Origin of the sequence: Flavobacterium cellulosilyticum (assembly GCF_004349355.1) — a bacterium.
Taxonomy (GTDB): Bacteria; Bacteroidota; Bacteroidia; order Flavobacteriales; family Flavobacteriaceae; genus Flavobacterium; species Flavobacterium cellulosilyticum.
The window spans coordinates 14,149-28,327 of the sequence record NZ_SMFK01000012.1; the positions used below are offsets into that span (position 1 = coordinate 14,149).

Here is a 14,179-nt window from a genome sequence, read left to right on the forward strand (position 1 = left end):
GATAAGCTTATTCAAGATTCATAACCTTTAAAAATAATTATATAATAATGAAAAAAACAGTAAAAAACTTCCCAGCATTATTACTGCTCTTGATTTTTAGCACAGGCTGCAGTAATAATTTCCTTTCTGAAAACAATAAATCTGCAATTACTCAGGAAAATTATTTCACTACGGCTGCACAAGCTCAGGCTGCTGTAGCAGGGATATACCCTATGCTGCAATCCTTTACCAAGGAAATTGAGTATAGAGGTGATGCGCCCTGGTCCTTATTAGAAATGCCGGTGGGGCATATTGATTTGGGGGGATCGCAATATAAAGATGGATCAATAAAGCACACTAATTCTGCAAATGAGACGGTTTATAATATCATTTGGACAGACTTTTATAATGGGATAGCTAATTCTAACCTAGCTATACAAAGGATCCCGGCGATTAATATGAATGAAGCTACAAAAAAAAGGCTTCTTGGAGAAGTGTATTTTTTACGTGCTCTATATTATTCCTATTTAGTGAAACTATATGGAGATATTCCGCTAATTACGGAGCCAATTAATTTTTCTAGTCCAGACCTTTATCCGGAAAGATCTTCCAAAGAAAAAGTATATGAACTAATTATTAATGATTTAAAAGAAGCTGAAAAGTCTGGTTTACCTAATGTTGATGAAACTGGTAGAGCTTCTTTGGGTGCAGTAAAATCTCTATTGTCAGGTGTTTATTTAACAATGGCCGGATATCCTTTAAATAAAGGTACGGAGTTTTACCAGTTAGCAGCAACTAAAGCAAAAGAGGTGCTAGACGGTAATTATTACAAATTGTTTGATAATTATGCCTATCTTCATGATAGAGCACATAAAAATAAACAAGAACTGATATTTCAGGTCCAGTATCTGGGAAGTGTAAAGACAAATAGGATAACAGAATTTATTTCGCCAAAGGGCATATCTAAATTAACCAGCGATCTTGGAACTGTTGTACCAATTAAAGAATTTGTGTCTTCTTATGAACTTAATGATAAACGTACGCAAGAAAAACAATTTTACTTTACGGAAAGTTTTGCCAAGGGTAGTTCCTCCAAGATTATTAAATTTACACCTTCCTTGTATAAATTCTGGCTCGAAGAGGCTGCCGGCCAAAATGGAGACGGATATTCTGACCAGAACTGGACACTTTTACGTTTACCTGAAGTAATGCTAATTTACGCGGAAGCTTTAAACGAAGTAGAAGGACCTGCTAATGCTTACACTCAAATCAATATGATCAGGCAACGGGCTAATCTAGCTCCGCTTTCTGGCTTAACAAAAGATGAATTTCGGGAAGCAGTTTGGAGAGAGCGTTATCACGAGCTTGCTTTCGAGAATAAAGCTTATTTTGACATTCAGCGAACACACAAGGTCTATAATCTTAAAACAGGCCGTTTTGAAGATGCCTTTTCTTATAGTAATGAAAGTGGAGTTAAATTTAATGAACAGTATTTGTTATGGCCTGTGCCGCAAAGTGAAATTGATACTAACCCAAAGCTTTTACCTCAAAATATCGGTTGGTAAAACAATTTAATTTTAATCAAATGAAGTATTTTAATCAAACAAAACCCTTGATTGTGTTTTTGTTTATACTAATTACCTGTATGGGCTGCGTAACTGGGCATCAGGTTAAGAAGCCGTTTTTTTTCATTCAGATGACTGATCCTCAGTTCGGGTTCTTTAATTCAAACAAGGAATTTGCAAAAGAAACTGAGAATTTTGAGAAAGCAATTGCAGTGGCAAACCGCCTGCATCCTGCATTTGTAATTGTTACGGGTGATTTAATCAACAAGTCCGGTGACACTTTACAACTTGCCGAATATAAGCGGATCGTGGCTAAGCTTGATCCATCCATTTCCATTTATCATGTTGCTGGCAACCACGATATCGGCAATGATCCTCAAGAGAAAGATTTAGTAGCTTATCGCAAACAGCTTGGGCCGGATTATTATACAATTAAGTATAACGGGATGTTAGGTATAGTTCTTAATTCTTTATATTTCAAAAGCCCGTCTGGAGTTCTAAAACAGGCTAATGCGCAGGACAAGTGGTTGCGTCAGGTGCTTCAAAAAGCAAAAAAGGATAAATCAAAGCCTATTTTAGTGTTTCAGCATCATTCTTGGTTTTTAAACGATCCGGAAGAAAAAGACGATTATTTTAATATCGATAAGAAAATCCGGGATAAATACCTCCCTCTATTTAGTGCTGCTGGTGTTAGCCATATATTCGCAGGGCATTACCACCGAAATGCTTTTGGAAAATACGGTCTAATGGAAATGGTTACCACTGGGCCTGTAGGGCGTCCTCTGGGTACAGACCCCTCTGGATTCCGGATAGTAACAGTAGATGGAAATGTGGTTAGCCATAAGTACTATGATTTGGATTCTATTCCAGATTCCATAAGTTTACCTTAATAAACAAATTACAGCCCATTATTTCAGAATTATTTAAGTTTGAGATAATGGGCTTATTTATTAAAATGATCATCTATCATTATTTTTTCGTAAAAGAAAAAAACATAGTATTTGGTACTGAATACTAATTTTTTATCCGAACCCACAATAGTTGTTTCACCTGTATCTAAGGAAAGTATACTACCTGTAATTAAAGAGATAAATGGCGCATCACCATCCATTTTGTTACTCATTAGTACAGAATAATGTATGGTTTGTGTTGCATTAGACCAGTATTTAAGATCATGGATTCTAAGTTATTTTCCCAATTTAACGTGCTGTGAAATATAATGAGAAAATGGTGGCAGAATGTAGGACACCTTCTCTTTTAGTTCCAATAAATAGTCCCAATTGATAGGTAATTCATATTTCATACATCTTAAAAATAGTTTTATAAAATTATAAAAGGCAACCTGTTCCAATTTCAAGCTGGTGTATTGGCAGAACTCTTCTATACTCACCAATTCGCTTTGGAGCTTATTAAGTCTATACGGATTGTTTACATCTGTTACTTTGACGATAACTCATGCCGGTTATGCGTTGTATGTCTTTAGGGTAGATACATAATCTCTTATTATTTGTTCTCCTACTCTATTTATTGCTTTGCTCTGGCTTTGATTCAATAAAGAGTATTTTTATCATAGCTAATTTAGAAAAGATACATTTAAACCTATAAATACATTAAAAAATGTTTATATAACAGTTTAGTAACACTAGGTTGATATTTTAAATGGCTCTGTAATATTTAAATCATATAATTTTGTCGCTATTGATATAAAGTCTAAAAAAAATGATTTTAATCTTTAATAATGAAGTTATATTTTGAACTTTTCCTAATCCAATGTTATTTTTAACCAATTTGAAGACCAAGTACTTTGTGTCAAAAACAATAAAAAATACTATTATACAAAAATCATGAAAACAATTGTTCTATCATTATTTCTACTTCTTTTTTTTGCGGGATGTAGCGGTGTTAAAAAAGAGATGTCAATTAAACCAGTGTGGATTATAGCTGCGCCTAGCGGAAACCAGATAACAAAAATTGATAAAAAAGGTAAAACAGTAATTCCGAATGGTCGCTTTATTACACCTGCTGGAAAAAATATTATAACGGCACCACATCCTTATGGATTAACCTTAAGTCCAAACGGAAATATTGCTGTAACTGCTAATTCAGGAACAAATCCTTTATCGATTACCATTATTCGGGATATTATGTCGGATAATCCAGTAGTACAGCAAGTTCCTCCCGGTCCGGGAACAGATAAAGGCGTATTAGCTTCTGTATTTATGGGATTGGCGATAGCTCCTGATAATAAGACTGTTTATGTTGCAGGTGGGCAAGAGAATAAAGTATATTTATTTGATTTGATTACGGGTGTTAAAAAAGACTCTATTGATTGCTCTTTCAAAGCTGAAAATCTTGATTATTCTCATGGTTATATTGGAGACATGAAGTTGTCAAAAGACGGAAAAAGACTGTATGCTGTGGATCAAATTGGCTTTAGGATGGTCATTATGGATACCGAGACTAAAAAGTTGATACATTCTGTTCCAGTTGGGCGTTATCCGTTTGGGATCTGTTTATCACCTGATGAGAAAAAAGTATATGTCGCTAATGTTGGGATGTTTGAATACGCATATATAAAAGAAAGTAACGAAAAAGACGCCAAGGTAAAATCAATAAACTATCCTGCTTTTGCCTATGGTTCAGAGGAAATGAAAACGGGTATTCAAAATGACACTATAGCCATTAAGGGGTTAGGGGAACTTAATGCAATTGATGCCTTTTCTATATTTGCAATTAATATTGTAGATTCATTACAGCCAAAAGTTGTTGCGAAAATTAAGACGGGGAATTTGGTTGGCGCATTAGTGGAAGATATTCCTGCGGTAGGTGGTTCGAGTCCTAACTCAATTGTAGCGACAGATGACTATGTTTTTGTAAGTAATGGTACCAATGATAATATATCGGTAATCTCTATTGCAAAGGATTCTGTAGTGAATACCATTCCGCTGAAATTGGATAATCGTGTAAAACAATTTAGAGGTGTGATCCCTTTTGGCTTGGCTTTGAGTCCAAATAAAAAACGGTTGTATGTAGCAGAATCTGGAATAAATGCAGTAGCAGTTATTAATGTGGTAGATCAAAAAGTTTTAGGGCATATACCTACAGCTTGGTTTCCATCCAAAATTGAAGTAAGTCAGGATGGAAAAAAACTTATCATTGCCAATGCAAAAGGATTTGGAAGCGGTCCTAATGGAGGTTCAACTTTTCACTTGGGTACTGAAGGAAGTTATATAGGATCTTTGATGAAGGGAACCGTTCAAGTTGTTGCTATTCCTAAAGACGAACAATTAAAATCCATGACAGAACAAGTTGTTTCTAATAACTTTCAATTTACAAATGCATCAAGCCCAATTTTTAAAAATAGAGCCCGTAATCCTATGCCCTTGTATCCTGGAGAAAAAGAAAGTCCAATAAAACACATCGTATTTATATCAAAAGAAAATAGAACTTATGATGAAATTTTTGGTCAGATTAAGAAAGGGGATGGTGATCCAACAATAGCTCGATATGGTGAAAAGGTTTCTTTTTCAAATCGAAAGAAAACAGAATTTATATCAAATACTACCGTTATGCCAAATCATTTGGCTTTAGCCAGACAATTTAGTATTTCAGACAATTTTTACGTAGATGCTGATGTTTCTGCAGATGGTCATCGTTGGTTAACCAATACGTATCCTAACGAATGGTGTGAAACTGCTACTGCTGCTAGTTATGGGGGAAATAGAAATTTTAAAGAAGATTCAAAAGCGCCAGGAGTTTTTGCTATGAATGGCGCTGCAGGTGCTATTTATCCAGAAGATTATAATGAAGCGGGTTCTATGTGGGATCATTTGGCTCGTCATCATATTGATTTTTATAATTTTGGTTTTAGCATCATGTTTGAACCAGCTTTGTATAAGTCTGAATTTAAATATACGGGAATCCAACAATTTGTTAATTTTCCAATGCCAGAACCCTTATTTAAAAGGACATCTAAAATGTATCCAACCTACAATACAGCCATACCCGATCAATTTCGAATTGATCAATTCATCAAAGAATTTGATGAGAAATGGATAAATGGGAAAGAAATTATGCCACCGTTTTCGACAGTTATTATTCCAAATGACCATGGTGCAGCTGATCTTCCTGAAGCCGGATATCCTTTTAGAGAAAGCTACATGGCCGATAATGATTTGGCTGTTGGTCGAATTGTTGAATACTTGTCACATACGCCTTATTGGAAAAATATGTTAATTGTGATTACCGAAGATGATGCACAAAATGGAGTCGATCATATCGATGCACATAGAAGCATTCTGATGCTGATTTCTCCTTGGGTAAAAAGAGATTATGTAGGTCATCAACATTATAGTTTTGGAAGTATATTTAAATCGTTTTGGAATATTCTCGACATGCCTTATTTAAATCAATATGACGCTGGAGCAACTGATTTGAGTGATCTTTTTACAACTACACCAAATTATAAACCGTACTATGCTTTAGAAGTAGATCCTAAAGTCTTTGATCCTCAAAAAGCACTAGATCCATTTGACGAAAAATTTAATTGGAAAGCACTTAAAGATGCTCCTGAAATTGATGATGTTGAGGATATGTTAAGGGATAGTAAAGAACAAGATGCTTATCGATTAGAGAATAGAGAAAAAGAAGAATAAGTTTTTAATTGTAATGTCTAATTATCGATACAAATAGCCATAGCGAATCACCCGAACTGATAAAAATTCTATTCAAATACTAATCACGCCTATAGGAGTTAGTAATAAGTTATAATATGACACTAGCCAAACAAAATTATTCCGCTCAAGGAAAATTTTGTTTGGCTTTTTAATTTTTAAATTGGAGATAACAAAATTCTAAGGAGCCTCTTTAACTGCATTATTTAACGTTAAATTGATAATACAATAATGCTTTGTTAAAGATTTCTTAAAACCATAAAGTTGACTAATAGTAAATATTTAATCAATTTTGCCCTGTAAAATTTACTAATAGTAACTATTTAATTATCTAATGAAAAACTTTAAAACTGTAATGAATTTATTATTGATGTTGACGACATCTTTAATTTTTGCACAAACAACCCTATTCAAGGGGAACGTGGTTGATGAACAAAAGCTATCACTACCAGGAGCAACTGTCCTTGTAAAAGGAAAAACTACTAGTGTAGTAACGGACATTGATGGTAATTTTGAAATACAAATACCAAAGGGTAATGAGATTATAACAATCTCTTACATCGGATTTAATTCAGTTGATTTTAATACTTCAAAATTGAAAACTGCTGTTATAGTGCTTAAATCAAATTCTGAAAATTTAGAAGAAGTTGTTATAACTGCTTTAGGGATTAAAAAAGAGAAAAAAAGATTGGGCTATTCTGTACAAGAAGTAAAAGGAGATTTAACAAAATCTAGAGATCCAAACGTGATGAACTCATTGTCTGGTAAAGTTTCAGGTTTAATAGTGGCTTCTTCAGCAGAATTTTTCACTGCACCAAAATTATATTTACGTGGAAAACAACCTTTAATAGTTGTAGACGGTGTGCCTTTGGGAACAGATACATATAATATTAGCCCAGATGATATTGAGAGTATAAATGTATTAAAAGGAGCCAATGCTGCAGCCTTATATGGATCTGATGGAGGAAATGGAGCCGTTCAAATTACTACTAAAAGAGGGACAAAAGACAGTCGTGGTTTTGTGGTCGAGTTTAATCAAAACACGATATTTCAAGGAGGATTCAATGCGGTTCCAAAAACACAAAATAGTTATGGTCCTGGATCCTATGGGAATTATGCCTTTAAAGATGGTAAAGGTGGCGGAATCAATGATGCCGATTATGATCAATGGGGACCTAAATTTGACGGGCAGTTAATTACACAATATGATAGTCCGCTAGATGCTAATGGAAATTTAATACCAAAACCATGGTTAGCAAGAGGAGCCAACAATTTTAATAATTTTATGGAAACGGGGATTTTAGAAACAAGTAATCTTGCTATAGCCTCTCAATTTGATAAGGGAAATGTTCGTTTCTCTATGTCGCATACTTATCAAAAAGGGATTAATCCTAATACAAAATTGAATATTTATAATTTTAATTTAAGTAGTAAATACAACTTTAGCGAAAAAACATCTATAGATGCAAGTGCTAATTTTAATTTTCAAACATCTCCTAATAATCCTAATGTAGCTTATGGTCCAAATAGTTACATCTACAATATGCTTATTTGGGGAGGAGCAGATTATGATGTTAGAGATCTTAGAAATTATTGGCAAGAAGGTAAAGAAGGTATTCAACAAAAGAATTTTGAATACACACGTTACAACAATCCATATTTTATGGCATATGAATGGTTGAAAGGTGTTCAAACAAATGGCTATACAGGACAAGTAACCTTAAAACATGAAATAACTGATAATTTTGATGCTAGTGTAAGAACTAATGCAGCCTTGGAGAATGAGTTCAGAAACGAAAAATTCCCTTATTCTATGACTACTTATGGTAGGGAAAAAGCGCAAGGAGATTATAAAGAATGGTACAATTATAAATTAAAAAGTTATACTGATTTTATGTTGAATTATGATAATACGTTTGGTGATTTTGAAATAAGATCAACTTTAGGGGCGAATATCAATATTCAGAAAAACAGAAATTTATATGCTACCACAGACTATTTAATAGTACCAGGGCTTTATACCTTAAGTAATACACAAACTCCGGTTCAACCTTCAAGCTATAGAAGTCACTATGAAACGTATGGATATTATGCCTCTACTGATTTCTCTTATAAGTCGTTCTTATTCTTGGGTGCAACTGGTAGAATAGATAAAGATTCCAGGTTGCCAGAAAAAAATAATAGTTTCTTTTACCCTTCAGTTTCTTTAAGTGCCGTTTTAAGTGAGGTACTAAATATACCAAGTGTAGATTTCTTAAAAGTCAGAGGTTCATTTGCAAAAGTAGGAAGTTCATTAGACATCTATAGTAACTTAAATACCTATGCTTTAAATAGCCCTTTTGCTGTAAATGGAGCAACATATAATCCAGCTTATGTAAACTCTGTTTTGTCTAATGAAAATTTAAAACCAGCTTTTAACTCTTCTACTGAGTTTGGTCTAGAAACACAATTATTTCATAATAAATTAGGTTTTGATCTTACGTATTATGAAAACAAAAATGGTCCTCAAATCTTTGATTTAAAATATTCAGTTGCTTCTGGATATGACGGTAAAAAACAAAATGGGATTACTACAAAAACCAAAGGTTGGGAATTAGCAGTAACAGCAACACCCGTAAAGACCAAAGATTTTAGGTGGAACGTTAGATTAAATTGGTCTGCTTATAAAGAGTATTTAGAAGAGGTATATGGCGACATAACAAATAATGGCCAAATTAAAATTGGAGATCGAGTAGATGCTTATTACATCACAGATTTTATGCGAACTCAAGAGGGTCAATTAATTGTTGGGTCTGATGGTAAACCTCTAAAAAATGCTTACCAAACAAGAATTGGATATGCAGCGCCTAAATGGTCTGCTGGTTTAGCAAATAATATTATTTACAAGAATTTCTCATTGGATTTCTCATTAGATGGTAGATATGGAGGGAAAATCGAAGATTATGTTGCTCGAAAAATGTGGCAAAGTGGGAGACAAGTAGGAACTGATACCCCAGAAAGAGCTAATGATGTACAAGGTATAAAATCATATGTAGCAGATGCAGTTGTGGTTACAGGTGGAGTGTTAACTACAGATGGACAAGGGAATGTACTTTCTGATACACGAACTTTTGCGCCAAATGCCACAAAGATATTCTATCAAGATTACTCAAAATCATATAATGGTCAATCAGCAGCAAACATCATAGACAAAACATTTTTTAAATTAAGAGAAGTTAATCTAACCTATACATTTCCTAAGAAAGTATTGACTAAAACATTCATTAACAATGCTTCTATATCTTTAATAGGAAGGAATCTAATTTACTTCGCAAAACATAAAGATATAGATCTAGATCAGTTTAATGATGAGAAAGGATCACCATTGCAAACGCCAACTGTAAAAAGTTACGGCTTAAATATTAACCTTAAGTTCTAAATAAATAAAAGATGAAAACATATAATTTTAAAAAAGGATTAACACTGCTAATGGCTTCAGTACTCCTCTTTTCTTGTACTCCGTTTGATAGTTTAACTGACGATCCTAATAAGGCTACAAGTGTGCCACCGTCAATGTTGTTATCTGAAGTGCTAAACAATGTTGGTGATGGAGGTCCTTGGAGTAGCGCTCAAAGAGATAATCAATTTTGGGTAATTTCATTTGATTATTATGGAAATCAAGATTATAATTGGGGAGCTATAAATAGTTATAAATACAATACCTTGGCAAATGTCGTAGCCATGGAGAAAGAAGCCCAAGGACTAGATAATCAAGATAAATACGAGGCTTTAGGTAAATTTTTCAAAGCTTATTTTTATGATTATATGACTAAAAGAGTGGGTGATATTCCGCTAAGTGAATCATTAAAAGCCGATGCCAGTCCTGCAATAACAAAACCAAAATACGATTCTCAAAAAGAGGTTTATTTGGCTATTTTGGATTTGTTAGAAGCAGCAAACGATCAAATTACAAAAGCAAAAGCAAAAGTGGGTAATTCTGCAATTTTAGGAGATTTTTTCTTTAATGGCGATTTAGATAAATGGCAAAGAACGATTAACTCTTTTCATTTAAGAGTGTTGATTAATTTAAGTAAAAAAAATACTGAATTAGGTATTGCGAGTAAATTTAATACGATTATTTCTAATCCTGCCAAATATCCTTTATTAAGAGGAATAGAGGATAATATGGTTCGCCATTTTGCTGATGAACAAGGGAATAGATATAGTTTGAATCCTAGTAATTATGGATTCAATAGAAATAGAAACATTATGGGAGCGACCTATTTAAATTTGCTTAAAAATAATAATGACCCAAGAATTTATATTGTAGCAGATCCAGCTCCGTTTTATTTTAAAGCAAATGATCCTAAAAATTTGAATGCCTATGTGGCTGCTAATACGGGAGATGACCAAGGACAAATGCAAACAGATTCAGATGCAGGTAAATATAGTTACCCTAATGAATCCAGATATTACAGTAATTTTAAGGGAGAACCCTACATTCAAATTGGTTACTCTGAACAAGAATTTACTATTGCTGAAGCAATAAATAGAGGATGGGTTAATGGTGGCAATGCTGAAATTCATTATTTAAATGCAATTAAAGCTTCAATGGCATTTTATGCCGTAGCGCAGGATGATATAGATAGTTTTCTTTTAAAACCAAATGTTACGTATAAAGGAAATACTACAGCTGGATTGAATCAGATTTTAACGCAAAAATACATTGCATTCTTTAACAACTCGGGTCGTGAATCCTATTTTAATTATAGAAGAACAGGGATTCCGGCATTTAATGTTGGTCCAGCCAATAACAATGGCGGAAAAATTCCCAACCGTTGGAAATATCCTGTAAGCGAATTTGAAAATAACTCTTCACATGTGAAAGCAGCATTGAGCTCTCAATTTGGAGGCTCTGATGATATCAATGCAGCAATGTGGATGATTAAATAACAATATGAAAAGCACAAAATATTTTATCATGGCCATAGGGATGTTCTCCCTATGGTCTTGTGTTTCAGCAAAAGCACAAAATACTCCACAAATTAAGCATGTGGTGGTCATTGGTTTTGATGGATTGAGTCCAAATGGATTAGATAATGCCAATACACCTAATTTTGATAAGTTAATAAGTGAAGGAGCTTCAACGATGCACGCCAGATCTGTTTTACCTACAAGTTCCAGTACTAATTGGGCTTCTATGATTATGGGAGCGGGACCAGAACAACACGGAATAACCTCTAACAGTTGGGAGAAAAACAATTTTGTTTTACCTCCTGTGGTACAAAGCGAAGACTTTCTATTTCCTACTATTTTTAATTTGGTTCATACCAAAATAAAAAATGCTGAAATAGGAGCCATTTATCATTGGGATGGTTTTGGAAGACTCTTTGAAAAGAGTGCTGTAGATTATGATATTAGTCCAAAAACGGAGGATGATACTGCTCTATTAGCGAGTGCGTACTTAAAATCAAAACAGCCTACGTTTACCTTTATTCATTTTGATCATGTAGATCATGCAGGACATGAATATGGGCATGGAACTCCCGAATATTATAAATCGGTAGAAAAAGCAGATGTGTTACTGGGGCAAGTAATGGAAGCAATTGCTTTGTCAGGAATGGGAAATGAAACCTTAGTGATTGTTAGTTCTGATCATGGAGGAATAGGAAAAGGGCATGGCGGTGCATCTTTACAAGAAATTGAAATTCCTTTTATTCTATGGGGAAAATCGATTAAGAAAAACTTTAAAATAATAGACCCCGTTTATCAGTACGACAATGCTGCAACAGTAGCTTTTGCTTTAGGTTTAAAATTGCCTATGGCTTGTATTGGAAAACCTGTTAAAAATGCATTTATAGGTTTGAATGAATCCAATGAATATCCTATCGCAAAAAGGCTTAAAGAACCAGTTATTTTTCCAAAAGCAGTGTTGGCTAAAAAGGCAGGTGGATTATTTAATGATGAAGCCACAGTAGTGATAGAAAATGCAATTGAAGAAGGAGTTATTAAATATACACTAGATGGGTCAATGCCTTCGAATTCGTCAAATAGTTATACAGGACCATTTCGAGTATCTAAAAATGCAGTGGTAAAAAGTGCGGTTTTTACAGATTCAAAAATAAGCAGTATGGTCAGTGATGCTTTTTTTAGAGTAAAAGCGTCTACTTTGAAAATGCCTGTTTCTTATGAAGTGTTTTATTTATCTAATTTACAGAGCATTCCCTTTTTAGAAAGTTTAACTCCAAATGCCAAAGGAAATTGTTTTGAGATAACTTCAGACGAGATTAAAGAATCGATAAAAGACAACACTGTAGTCCGATTTAAAACTAATATCACTATTGATAAAGAAGATACCTATAGTTTTTCTACGCGTTCAGATGATGGTAGTATTCTGAAAATTAATAATGAAATGATTGTAAATAATGATGGAGATCATGGTGTAGAAGAAAAAGCAGGTAAAATTCATTTAAAACCTGGGGTTTATCCTTTAGAAATTGTTTGGTTCAACGGAGGCGGAAGCGGCTGGTTAGACGTTTTTTACCAAAGTAGCACAGTACCAAAACAGATTCTTCCAACGACTATTTTAGTAGCACAATAGCTTTAAAAAATTAAAATGCAGCAAGAAAATTCTATAAATAAGGTCACCGAAGGCGATATCAATCTGACCGAGGCACGTATCGATTGGTTAGCCACAGCGGTTGATGAAAAGACAAAAGCACTTTTAGATAAAGATGCCCGATATTTTTTTCATCAGGCTTTGTCAACGCCTTGTCTGGATGTTTTAAATGATTGCAGTGATGCGAGTATTACCTCCATTTCAGGTAAAAAATACTATGATTTTCATGGAAACAACCTTCATCAAATAGGATATTCGAATCCTACACTGATTGAAAATATTACCGCTCAGTTACAAAGTTTGTCTTTTTCTCCAAGAAGATTCACAAACGAACCCGCCATTAATTTTGCTGAGAAATTAGCCAGTTTATGCCCCGGAAGTTTAAATAGAATCCTCTTAACGCCAAACGGAAGTTCCGCGGTGGGAATCGCCTTGAAATTAGCGCGGGCCATAACTAAAAAGTTTAAAGTTGTTTCCTTTTGGGACTCTTTTCATGGCGCTTCTTTGGATGCAATCAGTGTTGGTGGTGAGTCGGCTTTTAGAGAATATATGGGACCATTATTGCCAGGGGTCGAACGAATTCCTCCTCCGATAACTTATCGTGGTATTTTCGAAAACAATGAAAATAAATGTTTAGAATACCTCGAATATGTTTTTGAAAAAGAGTGTGATATCGGTGCTTTTATAGTGGAAACTATTAGAAATACCGATGTGCAAATTCCATCGAAACATTTTTGGAAAGAGGCGAGAAAACTCTGTAATAAATATGGTGTTTTATTAATCTTAGATGAAATACCAATTGCTTTGGGCAGAACTGGAAAAATGTTCGCTTTTGAACATTATGATATCGAACCTGACATTTTGTGTTTAGGCAAAGGTTTAGGTGGAGGCATATTTCCACAGGCGGCCATAGTTACCCGAGATGAATATAATGTTTTTGGCTCAATTTCTCTGGGACATTATACCCACGAAAAAAGTCCTATAGGTTCAATCGCCGGTCTGAGTACCATTCAATTCATTGAAGAAAATAATTTACTAGCAAAAGTACAAGAGGATGCTATTTATATGCAATCCGAGTTAATGAGGTTACAAGAAAAATGCTTACTTATTGGAAATGTTCGCGGGATCGGGCTTTTGTGGGGCATAGAATTAGTAAAAGACAGAGTCACAAAAGAAAAAGCGATTGATGAGGCCGAAAAAGTAATGTATGCTTGTTTAAAGCGTGGTCTTAGTTTTAAAGTTTCGGCGGGAAATGTATTACAATTGTCTCCAGCATTAACGATTTGTAGGGAAGATTTAGAGGAAGCATTACAGATTTTAGAAGAAAGTCTAACGATAGTACAATTTCAAAATATAAAATAAAT

The 14,179-nt window shown here is 34.1% G+C and carries 8 protein-coding genes; 7 read left to right on the top strand and 1 reads right to left on the bottom strand.

Annotation, left to right across the window (positions count from 1 at the left end):
* Nucleotides 1–47 precede the first annotated feature (47 nt).
* Together E0F76_RS14680 and E0F76_RS14685 are read left to right on the top strand one after the other, a co-directional pair.
* Nucleotides 48–1,544: a RagB/SusD family nutrient uptake outer membrane protein gene (locus E0F76_RS14680; protein ID WP_132007709.1), complete on the top strand. Its 1,497-nt coding sequence runs from the start codon at nt 48–50 to the stop codon at nt 1,542–1,544.
* Nucleotides 1,545–1,564: 20 nt separating this feature from the next.
* Entirely contained in the window at nt 1,565–2,434 is an 870-nt protein-coding gene (locus tag E0F76_RS14685; RefSeq protein WP_220398930.1) for a metallophosphoesterase, read from the top strand.
* Between the two features lie 53 nt (nt 2,435–2,487).
* Here E0F76_RS14685 and E0F76_RS14690 read toward each other — a convergent pair whose 3' ends face one another.
* Nucleotides 2,488–2,667 (bottom strand): hypothetical protein, encoded by a 180-nt coding sequence (locus E0F76_RS14690; protein ID WP_132007713.1) that lies wholly within the window; start codon nt 2,665–2,667, stop codon nt 2,488–2,490.
* Nucleotides 2,668–3,388: 721 nt separating this feature from the next.
* Here E0F76_RS14690 and E0F76_RS14695 point away from each other — a divergent pair.
* The 5 genes from E0F76_RS14695 (at nt 3,389) to pbfA (ending at nt 14,177) form a co-directional block, all read left to right on the top strand.
* Nucleotides 3,389–6,199: a bifunctional YncE family protein/alkaline phosphatase family protein gene (locus tag E0F76_RS14695; RefSeq protein WP_165932715.1), complete on the top strand. Its 2,811-nt coding sequence runs from the start codon at nt 3,389–3,391 to the stop codon at nt 6,197–6,199.
* Between the two features lie 352 nt (nt 6,200–6,551).
* Entirely contained in the window at nt 6,552–9,635 is a 3,084-nt protein-coding gene (locus E0F76_RS14700; RefSeq protein WP_132007716.1) for a SusC/RagA family TonB-linked outer membrane protein, read from the top strand.
* 11 nt (nt 9,636–9,646) lie between these two features.
* On the top strand, nt 9,647–11,149 hold the full coding sequence (locus E0F76_RS14705) for a SusD/RagB family nutrient-binding outer membrane lipoprotein (protein WP_132007719.1): 1,503 nt from the start codon (nt 9,647–9,649) through the stop codon (nt 11,147–11,149).
* Nucleotides 11,150–11,153: 4 nt separating this feature from the next.
* Nucleotides 11,154–12,797, top strand: coding sequence for an alkaline phosphatase family protein (locus E0F76_RS14710; RefSeq protein WP_132007722.1), 1,644 nt, complete (start codon nt 11,154–11,156; stop codon nt 12,795–12,797).
* Between the two features lie 15 nt (nt 12,798–12,812).
* The gene (gene pbfA, locus E0F76_RS14715; protein ID WP_132007725.1) at nt 12,813–14,177 is read left to right on the top strand and encodes a (R)-1-hydroxy-2-aminoethylphosphonate ammonia-lyase; all 1,365 of its coding nucleotides are present in this window, start codon (nt 12,813–12,815) and stop codon (nt 14,175–14,177) included.
* The last annotated feature ends 2 nt before the right edge of the window (nt 14,178–14,179 follow it).

Coding starts and splice junctions, on each gene's coding strand:
- E0F76_RS14680 (WP_132007709.1), top strand. CDS start 48: ATGAAAAAAACAGTAAAAAACTTCCCAGCATTATTACTGCTCTTGATT.
- E0F76_RS14685 (WP_220398930.1), top strand. CDS start 1,565: ATGAAGTATTTTAATCAAACAAAACCCTTGATTGTGTTTTTGTTTATA.
- E0F76_RS14690 (WP_132007713.1), bottom strand. CDS start 2,667: ATGAGTAACAAAATGGATGGTGATGCGCCATTTATCTCTTTAATTACA.
- E0F76_RS14695 (WP_165932715.1), top strand. CDS start 3,389: ATGAAAACAATTGTTCTATCATTATTTCTACTTCTTTTTTTTGCGGGA.
- E0F76_RS14700 (WP_132007716.1), top strand. CDS start 6,552: ATGAAAAACTTTAAAACTGTAATGAATTTATTATTGATGTTGACGACA.
- E0F76_RS14705 (WP_132007719.1), top strand. CDS start 9,647: ATGAAAACATATAATTTTAAAAAAGGATTAACACTGCTAATGGCTTCA.
- E0F76_RS14710 (WP_132007722.1), top strand. CDS start 11,154: ATGAAAAGCACAAAATATTTTATCATGGCCATAGGGATGTTCTCCCTA.
- pbfA (WP_132007725.1), top strand. CDS start 12,813: ATGCAGCAAGAAAATTCTATAAATAAGGTCACCGAAGGCGATATCAAT.